Origin of the sequence: Nocardioides sp. SLBN-35 (assembly GCF_006715725.1) — a bacterium.
Classification (GTDB): domain Bacteria; phylum Actinomycetota; class Actinomycetes; order Propionibacteriales; family Nocardioidaceae; genus Nocardioides.
This window is the reverse complement of the sequence record NZ_VFNU01000001.1, coordinates 4,489,866-4,507,693: the sequence shown is the minus strand read 5'-3', so window position 1 is coordinate 4,507,693 and position 17,828 is coordinate 4,489,866. Positions and strand designations below refer to the sequence as shown.

The 17,828-nt window shown below is 70.9% G+C and carries 18 protein-coding genes; 9 read left to right on the top strand and 9 right to left on the bottom strand.

The genetic code is table 11. The features are described 5' to 3' along the window. Positions 1-89: 89 nt before the first annotated feature. The 5 genes from FBY23_RS21785 to FBY23_RS21765 all read left to right on the top strand — a co-directional run bounded on the left by FBY23_RS21785 (position 90) and on the right by FBY23_RS21765 (position 4,375). A complete protein-coding gene (locus FBY23_RS21785) occupies positions 90-1,319 on the top strand; it encodes an MFS transporter (RefSeq protein WP_260806214.1) in 1,230 nt (409 codons plus the stop codon). A 139-nt stretch (positions 1,320-1,458) separates the two neighbouring features. Further along, positions 1,459-2,547: a tryptophan--tRNA ligase gene (gene trpS / locus FBY23_RS21780; RefSeq protein WP_141800051.1), complete on the top strand. Its 1,089-nt coding sequence runs from the start codon at positions 1,459-1,461 to the stop codon at positions 2,545-2,547. Continuing rightward, positions 2,547-3,053 carry a 2'-5' RNA ligase family protein gene (locus tag FBY23_RS21775; protein WP_141800050.1) on the top strand — a complete coding sequence of 169 codons (507 nt, stop codon included), beginning with the start codon at positions 2,547-2,549 and terminating at the stop codon, positions 3,051-3,053. The genes trpS and FBY23_RS21775 overlap by 1 nt, the downstream gene beginning before the upstream one ends. Positions 3,054-3,071: 18 nt before the next feature. Beyond that, positions 3,072-4,151, top strand: a complete 1,080-nt coding sequence (locus FBY23_RS21770; protein ID WP_222117903.1) for a YihY/virulence factor BrkB family protein — start codon at positions 3,072-3,074, stop codon at positions 4,149-4,151. Beyond that, complete coding sequence (locus tag FBY23_RS21765) at positions 4,148-4,375, top strand: SCO4848 family membrane protein (protein WP_141800049.1); 228 nt, start codon at positions 4,148-4,150, stop codon at positions 4,373-4,375. The genes FBY23_RS21770 and FBY23_RS21765 overlap by 4 nt, the downstream gene beginning before the upstream one ends. Before the next feature lie 12 nt (positions 4,376-4,387). Here the strand turns inward: FBY23_RS21765 and FBY23_RS21760 are convergent, their stop codons facing one another. The 5 genes from FBY23_RS21760 to FBY23_RS21740 all read right to left on the bottom strand — a co-directional run bounded on the left by FBY23_RS21760 (position 4,388) and on the right by FBY23_RS21740 (position 10,354). After that, the gene (locus FBY23_RS21760; RefSeq protein ID WP_141800048.1) at positions 4,388-5,656 is read right to left on the bottom strand and encodes an adenylate/guanylate cyclase domain-containing protein; all 1,269 of its coding nucleotides are present in this window, start codon (positions 5,654-5,656) and stop codon (positions 4,388-4,390) included. A gap of 130 nt (positions 5,657-5,786) precedes the next feature. Beyond that, the gene (locus FBY23_RS21755; protein ID WP_141800047.1) at positions 5,787-6,530 is read right to left on the bottom strand and encodes a succinate dehydrogenase/fumarate reductase iron-sulfur subunit; all 744 of its coding nucleotides are present in this window, start codon (positions 6,528-6,530) and stop codon (positions 5,787-5,789) included. Further along, the gene (locus FBY23_RS21750; protein ID WP_141800046.1) at positions 6,527-8,590 is read right to left on the bottom strand and encodes a fumarate reductase/succinate dehydrogenase flavoprotein subunit; all 2,064 of its coding nucleotides are present in this window, start codon (positions 8,588-8,590) and stop codon (positions 6,527-6,529) included. The genes FBY23_RS21755 and FBY23_RS21750 overlap by 4 nt, the downstream gene beginning before the upstream one ends. Positions 8,591-8,603: 13 nt before the next feature. Then, entirely contained in the window at positions 8,604-9,245 is a 642-nt protein-coding gene (locus FBY23_RS21745) for a succinate dehydrogenase cytochrome b subunit (protein ID WP_260806208.1), read from the bottom strand. A 173-nt stretch (positions 9,246-9,418) separates the two neighbouring features. Further along, complete coding sequence (locus tag FBY23_RS21740; RefSeq protein ID WP_141800044.1) at positions 9,419-10,354, bottom strand: Dyp-type peroxidase; 936 nt, start codon at positions 10,352-10,354, stop codon at positions 9,419-9,421. Positions 10,355-10,471: 117 nt separating this feature from the next. Between FBY23_RS21740 and FBY23_RS21735 the strand changes: the two genes are divergently transcribed. Further along, a complete protein-coding gene (locus FBY23_RS21735) occupies positions 10,472-12,766 on the top strand; it encodes an FdhF/YdeP family oxidoreductase (protein ID WP_260806198.1) in 2,295 nt (764 codons plus the stop codon). Continuing rightward, entirely contained in the window at positions 12,750-13,742 is a 993-nt protein-coding gene (locus FBY23_RS21730; RefSeq protein WP_222117902.1) for an FUSC family protein, read from the top strand. The genes FBY23_RS21735 and FBY23_RS21730 overlap by 17 nt, the downstream gene beginning before the upstream one ends. Here the strand turns inward: FBY23_RS21730 and FBY23_RS21725 are convergent. Then, positions 13,732-14,625 carry a LysR family transcriptional regulator gene (locus FBY23_RS21725; protein WP_141800042.1) on the bottom strand — a complete coding sequence of 298 codons (894 nt, stop codon included), beginning with the start codon at positions 14,623-14,625 and terminating at the stop codon, positions 13,732-13,734. The genes FBY23_RS21730 and FBY23_RS21725 overlap by 11 nt on opposite strands. Before the next feature lie 42 nt (positions 14,626-14,667). Between FBY23_RS21725 and FBY23_RS21720 the strand changes: the two genes are divergently transcribed. Beyond that, on the top strand, positions 14,668-15,303 hold the full coding sequence (locus FBY23_RS21720) for a DUF1345 domain-containing protein (protein WP_141800041.1): 636 nt from the start codon (positions 14,668-14,670) through the stop codon (positions 15,301-15,303). 20 nt (positions 15,304-15,323) lie between these two features. On the opposite strand, the gene FBY23_RS21715 is transcribed toward FBY23_RS21720, so the two are convergent. After that, positions 15,324-16,373, bottom strand: a complete 1,050-nt coding sequence (locus FBY23_RS21715) for a glycosyltransferase (protein WP_141800040.1) — start codon at positions 16,371-16,373, stop codon at positions 15,324-15,326. A gap of 120 nt (positions 16,374-16,493) precedes the next feature. On the opposite strand from FBY23_RS21715, the gene FBY23_RS21710 reads away from it, so the two are divergent. Then, positions 16,494-16,874: a VOC family protein gene (locus tag FBY23_RS21710; protein ID WP_141800039.1), complete on the top strand. Its 381-nt coding sequence runs from the start codon at positions 16,494-16,496 to the stop codon at positions 16,872-16,874. 1 nt (position 16,875) lies between these two features. On the opposite strand, the gene FBY23_RS21705 is transcribed toward FBY23_RS21710, so the two are convergent. Then, positions 16,876-17,298, bottom strand: a complete 423-nt coding sequence (locus tag FBY23_RS21705; protein WP_141800038.1) for a hypothetical protein — start codon at positions 17,296-17,298, stop codon at positions 16,876-16,878. After that, positions 17,285-17,737, bottom strand: a complete 453-nt coding sequence (locus FBY23_RS21700; RefSeq protein ID WP_141800037.1) for a hypothetical protein — start codon at positions 17,735-17,737, stop codon at positions 17,285-17,287. Before FBY23_RS21700 ends, FBY23_RS21705 begins: the two co-directional genes overlap by 14 nt. Positions 17,738-17,828 lie beyond the last annotated feature (91 nt).

Below are 17,828 nucleotides of genomic sequence, written 5' to 3'. Positions count from 1 at the left end.
GGTAGTTGAACCGGTTCGGGCCGGCGACGTGGAGCCCAGACATCCGACGTCCCGGAATACGCCGGGCTGTCGCCCGGTTAGCATCCCCCGTGACCTCCTCGCCGACGACGACCTCGACCGAGGGGCGCCCCGAGGTGTCCCATCACCGACCCGCGCTGGCGATCCTGGCGCTCGCGGTCGGCGGGTTCACCATCGGCACCACCGAGTTCATGACGATGGGCGTGCTGCCCGAGATCGCCCACGGTGTCGAGGTGTCGGTGCCGGACGCGGGGCACGTGATCTCGGCGTACGCGCTCGGCGTGGTGGTCGGCGTACCGATCCTCGCCTTCTTCGGTGCCGCCTTGCCGCGCCGCGCCATGCTCGTGGGACTGATGGCCGCGTACGCCGCCTTCAACCTGCTCAGCGCGGCCGCACCCGGCTACGAGGTGCTCACGGTGGCCCGCTTCCTCGACGGGCTTCCCCACGGCGCCTACTTCGGCGTCGCCAGCCTGGTCGCGGCGAGCCTGGTCGCGCCCGAGCGGCGCGGGCGGGCGGTCGCGAGCGTCATGCTCGGGCTGTCGGTCGCCAATGTCGTCGGCGTCCCGCTGGCCACCTTCCTCGGCCAGCAGGTCGGCTGGCGCTCGACGTACCTGCTCGGCGGCCTGCTTGCCCTGGTCACCGTCGCGATGGTGCTCGCCGCGGTGCCGTCGGTGCCGGGCGACTCCGGGGCGAGCGGGCGCAAGGAGGCCCGCGAGTTCTTCGGCAGCCTCCAGGTGTGGCTGACCATGGCGGTCGGCGCCGTCGGGTTCGGCGGCATGTTCGCCGTCTACTCGTACATCGCCAAGACGGTCACCGTCGTCGGCGGCCTCGAGCGCGGCACGGTCCCGTTCTTCGTGCTGGCTCTGGGCCTCGGCATGGTCGCCGGCACCTGGCTCGCCGGCGAGCTCGCCGCGTGGTCGGTCTACCGCAGCCTGCTGCTGTCCGGCGTCGCCGGCATCGTGCTGATGCTCGTCTACTACGCCGCCGCCCCCCACGGCTGGGTGCTGCTGCCCGTCGCCTTCCTCGTCACCGCGACCGGATCCGTGCTCGTCGTCAACCTGCAGCTGCGGCTGATGGACGTCGCGGGCGACGCGGTCACCCTCGGCGCCGCGATGAACCACGCCGCCCTCAACATCGCCAACGCGCTCGGCGCCTGGCTCGGCGGACTGGTCATCGCCGGTGGTCATGGCTACCGCGCGCCGGCCCTCGTCGGCGCCGGCCTCGCCGCCGTCGGTACGGCGATCCTGGTCGCCTCGGCCGTCGTCCACCGCCGCCAAAGCGTCACTGCGGTCCGTGTCTGAGCTCGATGTGCCGCGCCCCATACGAATTGGCGCCTGATCGCCCCGATCTGCGACCAAACCGCATGGGGCGCGGTCAACCGGAGTCCGCCGCGGGCGGGGGCTTTACGAGGAGCTCAACCGGCCTGAGAGAATCCCTCCCATGTCCGCCACCACCGAGCACTCGCCCGTGCCGGAGACCGCGCAGCCGGCCGCGCCCGAGGGAGCCGCGCGACCGCGCGTGCTGTCCGGCATCCAGCCGACCGCCGACTCCTTCCACCTCGGCAACTACATGGGTGCGTTGCGGCAGTGGGTGGACCTGCAGCGCGACCACCAGCCGTTCTTCTTCATCGCCGACCAGCACGCGATCACGACCGACTGGGACCCGAAGCTGCTGCGCGAGCGCACCCTGCGCAGCGCGGCCCAGCTGCTCGCGGCGGGCGTCGAGCCCGAGAAGTCGGCGATCTTCGTGCAGAGCCACGTGCCGGCACACGCCCAGCTGGGGTGGGTGCTCAACGGCCTGACCGGGTTCGGCGAGGCGCGGCGGATGACCCAGTTCAAGGACAAGTCGGCCAAGGGCGGCGAGGGCGCGGCGAGCGTCGGCCTGTTCGCGTACCCGATCCTGATGGCCGCCGACATCCTGCTCTACCGGCCCCACTACGTGCCGGTCGGTGAGGACCAGCGCCAGCACCTCGAGCTGACCCGTGACCTCGCGCAGCGGTTCAACAGCCGGTTCAAGAAGACCTTCCGGCTGCCGGAGCCCTACATCCTCAAGGCGACCGCGAAGATCTACGACCTGCAGGAGCCGACGAAGAAGATGTCGAAGTCGGGCTCCGGCCCCAACGGCATCATCGAGATGCTCGAGGACCCGGCCCGCTCGGCGAAGAAGATCCGCTCGGCGGTCACCGACTCCGGCACCGAGATCCGCTTCGACCAGGAGGAGAAGCCGGGCGTCAGCAACCTGCTGACCATCTACTCGGCGCTGACCGGCGAGAGCATCCAGGCCCTCGAGGAGCAGTACGCCGGCAAGATGTACGGCGACCTCAAGAAGGACCTCGCCGAGGTGGTGGTCGGGTTCGTGACCCCGTTCCGGGACCGCACCCTCGAGCTCCTCGACAACCAGGACCACCTCATGCAGGTGCTCGCCCAGGGCGCCGAGACCGCCAACGCGGTCGCGGAGAGCACACTGCGCGACGTCTACCAGCGGATCGGGTTCGTGGCACCGGTGGAGCGTCGTACGGAGGCCGGCTGATGCCGGTGATCGGTGTCGCCGTCGCCATCCCCGAGCCCTGGGCCACCGAGCTGGTCGACTACCGGCTCCGCATCGGTGACCCCACCGCCGAGGGCGTGCCGAGCCACATCACGCTCATCCCGCCCACCGAGCTGCCGGGCGGGCTCGACGAGATCGAGGCCCACCTGGCCACGGCGGCGACCGAGGTCGCGCCGTTCCGGGTGCACCTGCGCGGAACGGGTACCTTCCGGCCCGTGTCGCCCGTGGTCTTCGTCAGCCTCGCCGAGGGAATCTCCCAGTGCGAGCAGCTGGCGGACGCCGTACGACGGGGGCCGCTCGCCGTCGACCTGGACTACCCGTACCACCCGCACGTCACCGTCGCCCACCACCTCGACGACCCGACCCTGGACCGGGCCTTCGACGACCTGGCCGGCTTCGACTGCGCGTTCGACGTCACCGACTTCCACCTGTACGTGCACCACGAGCAGGAGGGCTGGCGCTCGACCCGCACCTTCCCGCTCGGCTGACCCGGACCGGAGGCTCCCATGAAGCTCGTCGAACGTGTCAAGGCGAAGGTCACCGAGCTCCGTGACCGGTGGCCACTGGTCGACCATGCCGTGCGCACCCAGGAGCACTACAGCGCCGTGCAGGGCAGCCAGCAGGCAGGTGGCGTCACGTACTTCGGCTTCCTGTCCGTCTTCCCGATCCTGGCCCTGGCCTTCTTCGTGGTCGGCTGGATCGCCCACGTCTACCCCGACGCCCAGGACACCCTCGTCAAGGCCATCGACGAGGTGCTGCCCGGCCTGGTCGGCAGCGGCGACGGGCAGGTCGACCTCACCGACATCCAGGATGCCGCCGGGACGGTGGGGGTCATCGGCCTGGTCGGTGTGCTGTACGCCGGGCTGGGTTGGCTGTCCTCGGTCCAGTCGGCGCTGACCGTGATCTTCGAGATGCCCACCCGGCTGCGCCCGAACTTCGTCATCGGCAAGGTGCGCGACCTGGTCACCCTCGCCGTTCTCGGCGCGGTGCTGTTCACCAGCGTGATCGCCTCCGCGGTCCTCACCCGTTTCTCCCGCGCCCTGCTCGACATGGTCGGGATCGGCGCGCGGCTCGGCTGGCTGGTGGCCGTGCTCGCGGTGCTGCTCGGCCTGGCCGCCTCGGCCGTGCTCTTCTTCATGATGTTCCGGCTGCTGGTGCGCCCGTCGATCCCGGACCGGGCGCTCCGGTCGGGCGCCGTGCTGGGCGCGCTCGGCTTCGAGGTGCTCAAGCAGCTGTCCGGGCTGTTGCTCACCAGCACCCGCGGCCAGCCGGCCTTCCAGGCCTTCGGCATCGCGCTGATCCTGCTGGTGTGGATCAACTACTTCTCGCGGGTGATCCTGTACGCCGCCGCCTGGGCCCAGACCAGCCCGTTGGCCGAGCGCCCGCCGGCGCCGGTCCCCGCCGCCGCGGCGATCGCGGCTGCCAACTCGCCCCGCGCGACTGACACCGCCGAGGCCGCCGACGGCGGCGAGGCCCCCGGCCCGCGAGCGCCGAGCCTGCTCGCGTTCGCCGCCGGCGGCGTCGCGGGGGCGCTGGTCGCCCGGGTGGGTCGTCGTACCCCACGGTCTGGGAGAATGAGCAGGTGAAGTTCGAGCGCAAGCACGCCATCCTGCTCCTCGCCGTCGCGGCCTGGAACGTCTTCTCCTTCGGCAACTTCGCCAAGAACCTCTACCACGCGTACGACGCGGGGGAGGACCGCGCGACCGGCTACTGGGTGGCCCACACCGTGCTGATCGTCGTGAACTTCGTGATCGCCGGCCTCCTCGGCTCGCTGGGCTGGAAGGCGCTGCGCGCCTCGAAGGACGGCTGAGCCCGGACGGCCTCAGGCGAAGGCACCCAGCAGGAAGTACGTCGTCATCGGGCCCTTGCCCTTGACGTCGATCACCTGCGGGTCGCTGAACATGTAGCGGTCCTCCAGCAGCGCGTGGGTCGCCGCGGAGACCTGGATCCGGTGCGGCCGGCCGTGGGACTCCATCCGGCTTGCGGTGTTGACCGTGTCGCCCCACAGGTCGTAGGTGAACTTGCGCTGTCCGATCACGCCCGCGACGACAGGTCCGGACGCGATCCCGATCCGCATCGCGATCGGGCTCGGCCACGACGGTGAGAGCCGGGTCAGCGTGCGCTGCATGTCGAGCGCGAGCTCGGCGAGCGACGCGGCGTGGTTCTCGTCGGGCACCGGCAGCCCGGCGACGGCCATGTAAGCGTCGCCGACGGTCTTGATCTTCTCGATGCCGCGGAGGTCGCACAGTGCGTCGAACTCCCGGAACATCGTGTCCAGCAGGACCACCAGCTCCTCGGCGCTCAGCGCCTCCGAGACCGGCGTGAAGCCGACGATGTCGGAGAACAGCACGCTGACGTCGGGTGCCGAGTCGGCGATCGCGCCGCGCTCGGTGCGCAGCCGCTGGGCGATCGGCACCGGGAGCACGTTGAACAGCAGCTCCTCGGAGCGGGCACGCTCCAGCTCGACCTCGCGCTGCCGCTCGAAGGCCGTGCGCCGCAGCCGCTCGAGCGCGTAGCCGACGATGACAGCGATCGTGCTCAGCCCGATGGTCGGCGCGATGATCGTCTCGAGCTGGTCGGACCCGCGGGGGAGCGTGAGGCTGACGACGGCGTAGATCGCGACGGCCGCCATCGTGGCGTGCATCCGCAGCCGCAGCAGCCCGATCGCGCCGATCAGGGTCACCGTCCCGGAGGTGTGGACGTACGTCGCGGGCAGGTCCGCCGTACGCGCCAGGACGCTGCCGAGCAGCACCATGACGAACCCGGCCAGGAGCACCGAGCACAGCTGGAGGTGGCGGGCCACGAAGGACGCCCGGCGCACGAGCACGGCGGCCGCCAGCAGGGCGGGGGTGGCCACGGCGAAGCGGACCACCGCGGCAGCCCCGGCATCGCCGGAGCCGACCACGAGGAAGTCGATGCCGCCGTAGACGACGACGAAGAAGACGGCAACCCACACCGCGATCCGGGCCTGGCGCTGGCCGGCCGCGTCGTCGTACGCACGGAACTCGCGCTCGGCGTCCGGCTGGTCGAACTCGAGCATCCAGCGCCCCATGTGCAGCGCGTGCCGCTCCTGCAGCCACCTGACCCCCACAGCCGAATCGTGCCAGCCCCGCCGACCCGGCGCCTAGTGACCCGAAAAACACGCCGACCCGGCAGAAAGTGGTCTCCTCGGAGACACTTTCTGCCGGGTCGGCGCGGATCCGACGCCAGTTGGAGCCGGGTCAGTGACCGTTCTTCAGCGCGGTGCGCAGGTCCTTGTTGAGCTGGGAGATCACGTCGAGCGGGATCTCCTTCGGGCACGCCGCGGCGCACTCACCGATGTTGGTGCAGCCACCGAAGCCCTCGTGGTCGTGCTGGCCGACCATGTCGACCACGCGCGACCAGCGCTCCGGCTGGCCCTGCGGCAGCTCGCCGAGGTGGGTGATCTTGGCACCCAGGAACAGCGATGCGGAGCCGTTGGGGCACGCGGCGACGCAACCGCCACAGCCGATGCAGGTCGCGACGTTGAACGCCCGCATCGCCTTGTCGCGCGGCGCCGGCACCGAGTTGGCCTCGGGGGCCGAGCCGGTGTTGGCCGAGATGTAGCCGCCGGCCTGGATGATCCGGTCGAACGCCGAGCGGTCGACGACCAGGTCCTTGAGCACCGGGAACGGCTCGGCACGCCACGGCTCGATGGTGATCGTGTCGCCGTCGTTGAACGAGCGCATGTGCAGCTGGCAGGTCGTGGTGACCTCCGGGCCGTGCGCCTGGCCGTTGATCATCAGCGAGCACATGCCGCAGATGCCCTCACGACAGTCGCTGTCGAACGCGACCGGCTCCTCGCCGCTGGTGACGAGCTGCTCGTTGAGCAGGTCGAGCATCTCCAGGAAGGACATGTCGGAGGAGACGCCGTCGAGCTCGTAGGTGTGCATCGCACCCTTGGCGGCGGCGTTCTCCTGACGCCAGACCTTGAGCGTGACCTTCACTTGTAGCTCCTCTGCTTGAGCTCGATAGCGGTGTAGATGAGGTCTTCCTTGTGCAGGACCGGCTTGCCGCCCTCGTTGGAGTCGCCGCCCCACTCCCAGGCCGCGACGTACGCGAACTCGTCGTCGTGGCGCAGCGCCTCGCCGTCCTCCGTCTGCGACTCGGCACGGAAGTGGCCGCCGCAGGACTCGCGGCGGTTGAGCGCGTCGATGCACATGAGCTCGCCGAGCTCGATGAAGTCGGCGACGCGGTTGGCCTTCTCGAGGTCCTGGTTGAGCGAGTCGGGGGAGCCGAGCACGCGCACGTTGGTCCAGAACTCCTTGCGGAGCGCCTTGATCTTCTCGATCGCGAGCTTGAGGCCCTCCTCGGTGCGCTCCATGCCGCAGTACTCCCACATGATGGAGCCGAGCTCCTTGTGGATCGACTCGACCGAGCGGCTGCCGTTGATCGACATCAGCTTGGCGACGCGCTCGTTGACGGCGTCCAGCGCGGCCTTGACCTCGGGGTGGCTGTCGTCGATCTTCTCGAACGGGCCGTCGGCGAGGTACTCGCGGATGGTGTTCGGAAGCACGAAGTAGCCGTCGGCGAGGCCCTGCATCAGCGCCGAGGCGCCGAGGCGGTTGGCGCCGTGGTCGGAGAAGTTGGCCTCTCCGGTCACGAACAGGCCGTCGATGTTGGAGCGGAGCTCGTAGTCGACCCACAGGCCGCCCATGACGTAGTGCACGGCGGGGTAGATGCGCATCGGCACCTCGTAGGGGTTCTCGCCCGTGATCCGCTCGTACATGTCGAGGAGGTTGTCGTACTTCTCCTCGACGCCGTCCTTGCCGAGGCGCTTGATCGCGTCGGCGAAGTCGAGGTAGACGCCGCGGCGGACCATCTTGGTGGTGCCGTCGGGCTGCTGCTCCTCGATCGCGGGACCGACGCCGCGGCCCTCGTCGCACATGTACTTGGCCGCACGCGACGCGATGTCGCGGGGGACCAGGTTGCCGAACGACGGGTAGATGCGCTCGAGGTAGTAGTCGCGGTCCTCCTCGGGGATGTCGCGCGGGTCCTTCTCGCAGTCCTCGACCTTCTTGGGCACCCAGATCCGGCCGTCGTTGCGCAGCGACTCCGACATCAGGGTCAGCTTCGACTGGTGCGCGCCCGAGATCGGGATGCAGGTCGGGTGGATCTGCGTGTAGCAGGGGTTGGCCATGTAGGCGCCCTTGCGGTGCGCACGCCACGCCGCCATCACGTTCGAGCCCATCGCGTTGGTCGACAGGTAGAAGACGTTGCCGTAGCCGCCGGAGGCGAGCACGACGACGTCGGCGAGGTGGGTCTCGATGTCGCCGGTGACCATGTCGCGGGCGACGATGCCGCGGGCCTTGCCGTCGATGACGATCAGGTCGAGCATCTCGTGGCGGGTGAACTGCTCGACGGTGCCGGCCGCGACCTGGCGCTCCATGGCCTGGTAGGCGCCGATGAGCAGCTGCTGGCCCGTCTGGCCGCGGGCGTAGAACGTGCGGGAGACCTGCACGCCACCGAACGAGCGGTTGTCGAGGAGGCCGCCGTACTCGCGGGCGAACGGGACGCCCTGCGCGACGCACTGGTCGATGATGTTGGCCGAGACCTCGGCGAGGCGGTAGACGTTCGACTCGCGCGAGCGGTAGTCGCCGCCCTTCACGGTGTCGTAGAAGAGGCGGTACGTCGAGTCGCCGTCCTCGCGGTAGTTCTTGGCCGCGTTGATGCCACCCTGGGCGGCGATCGAGTGCGCCCGGCGCGGGGAGTCCTGGTAGCAGAACGACTTCACGTTGTAGCCGGCCTCGCCGAGCGTGGCGGCGGCGGCGCCACCGGCGAGGCCGGTGCCGACGATGATGATGTCGAGCTTGCGGCGGTTGGCCGGGTTGACCAGGCGGTTCTCGAACTTGCGGGTCGTCCAGCGCTCGGCGATCGGGCCGGTGGGCGCGTGGGTGTCGACGATCTTCTCGCCGAGCTCGTAGAAGCCCGCGGCGTCGTCGGAGGTCTGGACCGACGGCTGGTTGGTCTCGGTCAGACCGGGGAGGTAGTGGGTTCCTGCAGCCATGTTCGTTGGCCCCTTACTTCTCGATGATGCCGACGAGCACGGACAGCGGGACCAGCGAGAAGCCGCCGGCGACGACGATGGCGACGACCCAGCCGGCCGCGCGGGCGCGGGCGCGCGACGTGGCCGAGTTGGTGAAGCCCAGCGTCTGCAGCGAGCTGAACGTGCCGTGGTGCAGGTGGAGGCCGAGGGCGACCATCGCCAGCAGGTAGATGATCGTCATCCACCACAGGTCGAAGGTGTCGACGACCAGGGAGTACGGGTCGTGGCCGCCGGTGTCGCCGTTGCTCGGGTTGATCTTGACGATCGTGAAGTTGAGCAGGTGCCAGACGATGAAGACGAGGATCGTGACGCCGCCCCAGCGCATGGTGCGCGAGGAGATCGACGAGCCGACGTTCTTCTTGGCGACGTACTTCACCGGGCGAGCCTTGGCGGCGCGGCTGGCGAGGATCGCCGCGCACGCGATGTGGACGATGACGGCGACGATGAGGCCGACGCGCATGATCCACAGGAAGCCCTCGTGGGGGAGCATCGGCTCCCCGAGCTCACGCAGGTGCTCGGCGTAGTGGTTGAACGCCTCCCGCCCTGAGAAGGCCTTGAGGTTGCCGTACATGTGTCCCAGCACGAAGCCGATGAACAGCAGGCCACTCACAGCCATGAGCAATTTCAGGGCGATGGTCGTGCGTGCTGCACGACTGCCCTTCACCAGTTGAGGACGCGTCGTCGATGCCACGGGGGGCCACGCTACTCCCGCTACTGACCAGTAGGTGACCGGGATCATGTGAGATATGCACGTAAGGCAAGCCTTACTCGCGGCGTGTCTTGGCAGAACTAGCCGGTGATGTCGTCCAGGAAGTCGCTCGTCGGGACGAAGAAGAGGGTGCCGGTGACGGCGGTCGAGAAGTCGAGGATCCGGTCGTGGTTGCCGGGCGGGCGGCCGACGAACATGTTCGTCAGCATCAGCTCGGTGACGCCGGGGTCGTTGGCGTAGCCGATGAAGTAGGTGCCGAACTCGGCTGCGCCGACCCGGCCGAAGGGCATGTTGTCGCGCAGGATCGCGCGCTCGGTGCCGTCCGCGTCGACGATGGTGTTGAGGGCGACGTGGGAGTTGGCCGGCTTCACGTCGTCGGCCATCTCCACGTCGGAGAGCTTGGAGCGGCCGATCGCGCGCTCCTGGTCCTCGACGGACAGGGCGCCCCAGGCGGTCAGGTCGTGCAGGTACTTCTGGGTGATGACGTAGCTCCCGCCGGCGTACGTCGGGTCCTCGTCGCCGATCAGCACGGCGGCGTCCTTCTCGGGACCCTCGGGGTTCTCGGTGCCGTCGACGAAGCCGAGCATGTCGCGCTGGTCGAACGAGCGGAAGCCGTGCACCTCGTCGACGACCTTCCCCACGCCGGCCAGCCGCTCGGTGAGGTGCTGGGCGAGCTCGAAGCACAGGTCCATCCGGTGTGCCCGCAGGTGGAAGAAGAGGTCGCCGGGTGTGGCCGGGGCGTGGTGGCGCTCGCCGGTGACCTCGCGGAACGGGTGCAGGTGGGCCGGCCGCGGGGCGGTGAGCAGCCGGTCCCAGGCCTCGGCGCCGATCCCGACGACACAGGTCAGCTCGCCCTCGGGGATCCGGAAGCCGACCGAGCGGCGCAGGCCGCTGACGTCGGCGAGGAGCTGGCGCACGGTCACGGCGCCGGCCTCCCCGGTGCCGGGGTCGAGGGTGAGTGTCAGGAAGATCGCGGACTCGGTCAGCGGTGCGAGGACTGCTTGAGGAGTGGGCACCCGTCGATCCTCGTGGAAGCAGTCCCTGTCGACCAGAGGGAGGACGATCACCGTTGTTTATCAAGCCATGGCGGAATGATGTTTGACGGAGCCGGGGAGGCGCGGGACCCTGCAAGGGTGAGCAAGACGCGGCCGGACGCTGACCCCCAGGACGACCTCAGGGTCACCCCGCCGAAGACGTACGCCGCCGGTGTCCCTGCCGTCGCGCACGCGATGGAGTACTCCCTGGCCCAGGCCGGGCCGAAGCGCACCATGCTCACCCTGCTCAGCCTCAACCAGGCCGAGGGCATCGACTGCCCGGGCTGCGCGTGGCCGGACCCCAAGCACCGGCACAAGAACGAGTACTGCGAGAACGGCGCCAAGCACGTCAACGACGAGGCGACCACCCGGCGGGTGACCCGCGAGTTCTTCGCCGAGCACTCCGTCGCCGAGCTCGACACGAAGTCGGACATGTGGCTCAACCACCAGGGCCGGCTGACCGAGCCGATGGTGAAGCGTCCCGGTGCGACCCACTACGAGCCGATCAGCTGGGATGACGCGCTCGGCCTGGTCGCCGACGAGCTCAACGCCCTGGCCTCGCCCGACGAGGCGATGTTCTACACCTCGGGCCGGCTCAACAACGAGGCCGCGTTCCTGCTCCAGCTGTTCTCCCGTGCCTACGGCACCAACAACCTGCCCGACTGCTCGAACATGTGCCACGAGTCGAGCGGATCCGGCCTGGGGGAGACCCTCGGCATCGGCAAGGGCAGCGTCTCGCTCGACGACATCCACGAGTCCGACCTGGTCTTCGTCGTCGGCCAGAACCCCGGCACCAACCACCCGCGGATGCTCTCGGCCCTCGAGGAGACCAAGCGCAACGGCGGTCGCGTGATCGCGGTCAACCCGCTGCCCGAGGCCGGCCTGATCCGGTTCAAGAACCCGCAGAAGCCCAGCGGCGTCATCGGCAGGGGTACGCCGATCGCCGACGTCTTCGTGAAGATCCGCCCCGGCGGCGACCTGGCGCTCTTCCAGATGCTCAACCGGCTGCTGCTCGAGGCCGAGGACGCCGCACCCGGCACCGTGCTGGACCACGACTACATCGCGGCCCACACGACCGGCTTCGAGGAGTTCGCGGCCCACACCCGCGCGGTCACCTGGGAGCACGTGCTCGAGGCGACCGGACTGACCCGTGAGGAGATCGAGGGCGTCCACCGCGAGGTGCTCGCCGCCGGCAAGGTCATCGTGTGCTGGGCGATGGGCCTGACCCAGCACAGGCACGGCGTCCCCACCATCCGAGAGCTGGTCAGCTTCCTGCTGCTGCGTGGCAACCTGGGCCGCCCCGGCGCCGGAGTCTGCCCGGTGCGCGGGCACAGCAACGTCCAGGGCGACCGGACCATGGGCATCTGGGAGCGGGTGCCCGACAGCTTCCTCGACGCGCTGGGCACCGAGTTCTCCTTCGAGCCGCCGCGCCACCACGGCTTCGACTCGGTCGAGGGCGTCCGAGCGATGCGCGACGGCCGGGCCAGGGTCTTCGTCGGCGTGGCCGGCAACTTCGTGCGCGCCATGTCCGACAGCGACGTCACGGAGGCCGCCCTGCGCTCGTGCCGGCTGACCGTGCAGATCTCCACCAAGCTCAACCGCTCCCACACGGTGTGCGGCGAGACCGCGCTGATCCTGCCGACGCTGGGGCGCAGCGACCGCGACGTCCAGGCCACCGGCGAGCAGTTCGTGACCGTCGAGGACTCGATGAGCGAGGTGCACCAGTCCCGCGGCCGGCTCGACCCCGCCTCGCCCGACCTGCTCAGCGAGGTCGCGATCATCACCCGGCTGGCCCGGCGCACCCTCGGTGAGGGCGGCGCCATCCCGTGGGAGGACTTCGAGGCCGACTACGCCCTGGTCCGCGACCGGATCGCCCGCGTCGTGCCCGGCTTCGACGACTTCAACGCCCGGGTCGCCGTACCCGGCGGCTTCCGGCTGCCCAACCCGGTCAACGAGGGCCGCTTCCCGACGCCCAGCGGCAAGGCGGTCTTCACCTGCAACGACCTCGACATGATCGCCGCGCCGCCGGGCCACCTGGTGCTGCAGAGCCTGCGCTCGCACGACCAGTGGAACACCATCCCCTACGCCATGAACGACCGCTACCGCGGCATCCACGACGCCCGCCGGATCGTGATGGTCAACCCCGACGACATCGCCGAGCTCGGCCTGGCCGATCGCGACCTGGTCGACATCGTGAGCATCTGGACCGACGGCAGCGAGCGGCGCGCCGAGGGCTTCCGGGTCGTCGCCTATCCGGCGGCGCGCGGCTCGGCGGCGTCCTACTACCCCGAGACCAACGTGCTCGTCCCGCTGGACAGCGTGGCGGAGGTCAGCAACACGCCCACGTCGAAGGGCGTGATCGTGCGGTTGGAGCGCGTTGCCGGCTCCAGCTGACCGGCGCCACGCGGCGCGGGTCGCGCTGGGACTGCTCGTCCCCGGCCTCGTCCTGCTCGCGCTGGGGCGCCCCGAGCTGGTGATGTACGCCGCCTTCGGGTCGTTCGCCGGAATGTACGGCCGCCTGGAGGGGCGCGCGGAGCGGCTGCGGCACCAGTTCCACGGCGCCGGGATGCTGGTCACCGGCGTCGGCCTCGGCGCGCTGCTCTCGGCGAGCGGCGCCGGGCCGGCCGTGCTGGTCGCCGCCGTCACCGCGTTCGCGACCCTCGGCTCGCTCGTGACCGACGGCCTCGGCCTGCGCCCCGGCGGCCCCTTCTTCGGCATCTTCGCGCTCGGCGCGACGGCGTCGGTGAGTGCCGACCTGGTCAGCCCGGTCGGCGCGGTCCTCATCTGCGCCGGTACGGCGGCCTGGTGCCTGGCCCTCGGCGTCGCCGACCGTGCGGAGCGGCCGGCGCCCGCCCGGCGTCCCGACGGCCTGCCCGTGGGCGCCGTGCGGCAGGCCGGTCGCTACCTGCTGGCGACCGCGGTGGCCGGCGTCGTGGGCATCGGCCTGGGCATCGACCACGCGAACTGGGCGATGACGGCGGCCGCCGTACCACTGGCGATCGTGACGGCGGGGGAGACGCCGGACCTGGGCGCGGTGCTCGACCGCGCCGCACACCGGATCGCGGGCACCTTCGCCGGCCTCGTCGTCACCGCGGTCGTGCTGCTCCCGGAGCCGCGGCCGGAGGTCCTCGCCGTCGTGGTGGTCGTGCTGCTGTTCCCGACCGAGCTCTTCATGGCCCGGCACTACGGGCTGGCGCTGGGCTTCTTCACGCCGCTGATCATGATCATGACGGAGCTGGCGGCGCCCTCGGACCCGGTCGACCTGCTGCTCGCCCGCGGTGTCGACACCCTGATCGGCGTCGCCGCCGGGGTCGCGGCCGCGGCGCTCGTGCGAGGGCATCGGACCGCGCCGCAGCCGGTCACGGGCTGAACAGGTTGAGCCCGCGGGCGGTGTCGACCAGCGCCCGGGCCAGCAGCGACTCCGGCCCGTGGCCGGCCAGGACCAGCCCGACCTGGTGGGTACGACGCGGCTTCGGCAGCGGGATCGCACGCAGCCCCTCGGGCACCCCGAAGGTCGGCAGCCAAGCATGCGGCACCACGCTCGACAGGCCCATCGACGCGACGTGCGCGTAGACCGCCGAGACCGTGTCGGTCTCGACCACGACATTGCTGTCGACGCCGGTGTCGGCGAGGTGGCCGTCGATGATCCGGCGGTTCTGCATGTCTCCGGTCAGCAGGCACAGCGGCGAGCGGGCGGCGTCGAGCCAGGTCACCGCCTCCGCGGCGCCGTGCTCGCCGTCGGTCGGGGTCAGGAACAGGTAGCGCTCGCGGTAGAGCGGGACGACGCGCACGCGGCCGAGGGGCTCGCCGTCGACGTACGTCATCCCGACGTCGATGTCGAAGTCGTTGAGGCGGCGCACGATGTCGCGCGAGGACATCGACAGCAGCAGGAAGGTCGTCAACGGGTGCCGCTCGCGCATCGGGGTGGTGAGCAGCGACGCGACGCTCAGCGCCGTCGGGATCGCGCCCATCCGCAGGGTGCCGGTCAGGCCGCCGCGCATCGAGGCGATCGTCTGGTCCAGCGACTCCCGCTCGGCCAGCATCCGCTGGGCCCAGTGCAGGACCTGCACGCCCTCGGACGTGAACCCCTCGAACCGCTGGGCCCGCTTGACGATCTGGACGCCGAGCTCCTGCTCGAGCTTGCGGATCCCGGCGGACAGCGCCGGTTGGGTCACGTGGCAGGCCTCCGCAGCCCGGCCGAAGTGGCCCTCACGCGCCAGCGCGGCGAGGTACTCCAAGCGGCGCAGCAGCATGGCGGTCACCCTACGGCCCGGCCGCGCCCTAGTGTCGGGCGTGTGAAGCGCCCGCCCCTGATCGCCACCGCGTGGCCGCGGCTGCTGTCGGCGGTCGGCGCCGGCGCCGTGGCCGCCCTCCTCGGCTCGCTGGTGGAGGCCCAGCTCGCCGTACTGCTGGCGATCGCCGTCGCCGGTGCGGTCTACGTCGTGTTCGGCTGGGTCGTGCTGTGGCCGATGGACGCCGACGCGACGCGGGTCAACGCGACCCACGAGGACCTCACGCCCGGTGTCGACGAGGTCGTGGTCGGCGCGGCCGCGCTCGGCGGTCTCGGCGGCGTGGTCGCGCTGCTGCTCGTCGGCGGCAGCACGGTCGCCGGACGAGCAGACGCCGCCGTGGCGCTGGGCGGGGTGTTCGCGGCCTGGGCGTCGCTGCACCTGATGTACGCGACCCGGTACGCCCACCTCTACTACTCCGACACTCCGGGCGGGATCGACTTCAACAGCACCGAGCCGCCGGCGTTCCGGGACTTCCTCTACTTCAGCTACAACCTCGGCATGACCTACCAGGTCTCCGACACGGCCGTGCAGAACGGCGCGATCCGCGCGGTGGTGCTGCGGCACTGCTTGGCGTCGTACGTCTTCGGGGCGGCGATCATCGCGACCACCATCAACCTGGTCGTCGGGATCGTGGCCTGAGCCCGCATACCGGCTGAGGCTCAGGCCACGACCGGCGCCGGCAGCGGGTACGTCGAGGAGACCAGGTCGTCGACCGCGTCGGCCCAGGTACGACGCAGCGCCCGCTCCCGGCCGGCCGCACCGAGCAGGTGACGGTGCGGGTCGGCGGCCACCGCGGTGACGGCGCGGACCAGGTCGCGGGGGTCTGCGGCGTCGTACAGGACACCGGTCTGCAGGTGCTCGACGACATCGCGCGCGCCGCCGGCCCGGGGCGCGACGACCGGGACGCCGGAGGCGCCCGCCTCGCGCAGTGCATGGCAGTCGGTCTCGTGCTCGCCGGGGTGGACGAGGACGTCGAGGGTCGGCAGCGCCACCGTCAGGTCGCCCACCGCGAGCGGGCCGGTGAACCGGGCCTGCGGCAGCCGGCGGGCCAGCCACTCCCGGTCCGGGCCGCCGCCGATCACGACCAGGCGGATGCCGGGGACCTCGGCCAGGGCCGCCAGGCGTCGTACGCCGGCCGCCTTGTGGAGCCCTCCGACGTACCCGACGACGACCTGGCCGTCGCCGGACTTCGCGCGTGACCAGGACTGGTGCAGCCACGGGTCGCGCAGCGTGGGGGTGAAGGCGAGCGGGTCGACGCCCGGCTCCCAGAGTGCGGCCTCGACACCGAGCTCCGCGGCCCGGCCGACCATCCACGGTGAGGTGACCAGGACCCGGTCGGCGCGCTCGGCGACCTTGGCCCGCCAGTAGTCGGCGGCCAGGTCGAGCACCGGCGACTGCTCGACCGCGAGGGTCGGTACGCCGGCCCGCGCAGCGTGCTTGAGCGCCTTGCGGCCGACGGCACGGGGGGAGTGGACCTGGACCAGGTCGGGCGCGAACCGGTCGATCGCCTCGCGCAGCTGGGCGCCGGTCGGCTCCAGGGGTCGGACCCGCACGACGTCGCAGCCGCGGTAGCTCGCCAGGCCCGGGCCGGGTGCGATGATCTGCACGACGTGGCCACGGTCGACCAGGCGGTCCACGGTCGCCTTCAGGGTCGTGGTGGTGCAGTCGAGCGCCGGGTAGAACGACTCGGTGGCCAGGACGATCCTCATGCCACCCACGGTGGGCGGCCGACATGGCGGGACGTCACCGGTCGGGTGGCGCAGGGGTGAACGGTCGGGGTGAACGGTCGGGGCGAACGCTGGTCGGTGCTCGCGCCTAGGTTGGTCGGCATGGACATGAAGCTCGAGCTGGTTGCCGTGCCCGTGACCGACGTGGACCGGGCCAAGGAGTTCTACGTGCGCGCCGGCTTCAACGCCGACCACGACCACACCGTCAGCGAGGAGGTCCGGTTCGTGCAGCTCACGCCGCCGGGCTCGGCCTGCTCGATCGCGATCGGCAAGGGCCTGACCACCATGACGCCCGGTTCGCTCGACAACCTGCAGATGGTGGTCGCCGACGCCGACGCGATCCGTGCGGACCTGGCCGGTCGCGGCATCGACGTGTCGGCGGTCGACGACCAGCCGTGGGGCCGGTTCGTCTACTTCGCCGATCCCGACGGCAACCGTTGGGCCCTCCAGCAGCTGCCCGACTGGTCGGCGAACGCAGGCTGAGTCACTCGCCGTCGTCGTCGGCGCCGACCGTCCGCGGAGGTAGCCGGCCCTCCCCGATGGCGTGGGCGACCTCGCGGATCCGCTCGCCGCTCTCGCGCCAGTCCCCGGACGGGGCGTCCCACCAGGTCGTGAAGCCGCGGCGGGCCTCGATGGTCCAGTGCGCGCCGAGGGCGACCCGGGCCAGCGCAGCGAACGGGATCAGCAGCAGGAGCAGCACGAACTCGAACGCCACGAACAGCGCGAGGATGATGAAGGGCAGCGCGAGGACCAGCAGCACGATCGCGATGACCGCGCTCACCGGGTCGTCGCCGAGCCCGTTCAGCCCATCGAGCGGGCCGGTTCCGGCCGAGCGCAGGCGTCGGCGCCACGGCACCCAACGCCGGGTCACGCGCCAGGTCTCGCCCTCCGGGTCACGTACTTTCACGCGGTGGATCGTAGGGGGTCGGCGGGACAGGGCCCTGCAGCTGCGAGCCGAGCGTCTGCATCGGTGGGTCGCCGCGCTCGATGGCCCCCGCCACGTCGCGGATCCGCTGTCCGCTCGCGGTCCAGCTGCCGACCTCGTGCTCCCAGTGCGCGCGGAAACCGAGGCGGGCCTCGACCCACCACTTCCTCCCGAAGGCGATCCTGGCCAGCGTGACGATCGGCAGCAGGGCGACGAGCAGCACCAGCTCGCCGCCCGAGAGCAGCACGAAGCTCAGGACGGGAAGGACGACCAGCCCGAGGACCAGGGCGATCACGAACCCGGCGATCCCGTCGGCACCCTCGAGCCACAACCGCGGGCCCACCATCCGCCGCCGCGGCCGCCAGGGCAGCCAGCGGCGGGTGACCCGCCACGTCCGTCCCTCGGGATCGACCACCTTCATGGGCAGAACCTAACGAGTGCTTGGTGAGCCTGCGGCTACCTCCGGGTAGCCGGAGATATCTCACACCTCGGTAACAGGGGCGCTGTCACGG